This window comes from Aquicoccus porphyridii (genome assembly GCF_008369105.1).
GTDB lineage: Bacteria > Pseudomonadota > Alphaproteobacteria > Rhodobacterales > Rhodobacteraceae > Aquicoccus > Aquicoccus porphyridii.
The window spans coordinates 1-480 of the sequence record NZ_VINQ01000110.1 but is presented as its reverse complement, the minus strand read 5'-3'; the positions used below and the strand labels follow the sequence as shown (position 1 = coordinate 480).

Sequence of the window (480 nt, the reverse complement as noted above, 5' to 3'; positions counted from 1 at the left end):
GGCCTCGTTGGCCAGCTCCACGCCGCGCCGCGCCTGTTCCTGGCTGTGCTGCATGTCGTCGATGACGCTGCGGGTGCCGGTCTGGATGCGACCGATCATGTCGGCGATCTCCTTGGTCGACTTGCTGGTGCGTTCCGCCAGTTGCCGCACCTCGTCGGCCACCACGGCGAAGCCGCGACCCTGGTCGCCGGCGCGGGCGGCCTCGATGGCGGCATTGAGGGCGAGCAGGTTGGTCTGCTCGGCGATCTCGCGGATGGTGTTGACGATCGAGGTGATCTGTTGCGAGTGCCGTGACAGTTCGCCGATGTTCAGCGAGGAAGCATCCAGGGTATTCGCGATCTTGAGCATTTCCTCCACCGCGCTCTGGATGATCAGCGCGCCGTGTTCGGCGACCGTGCGGGTCTCGGTGGACAGGGTATGGGCCTGGTGGGCGTTGTCCGCCTCGGCCTGGTAGCGGCGCATGCGGTCGCTGACATCGCT

General features: G+C 66.7%; 1 pseudogene. It reads right to left on the bottom strand.

The window, feature by feature from the left end:
- Window positions 1–480: pseudogene (bdlA, locus tag FLO80_RS23790) on the bottom strand (biofilm dispersion protein BdlA); the annotation flags it as partial.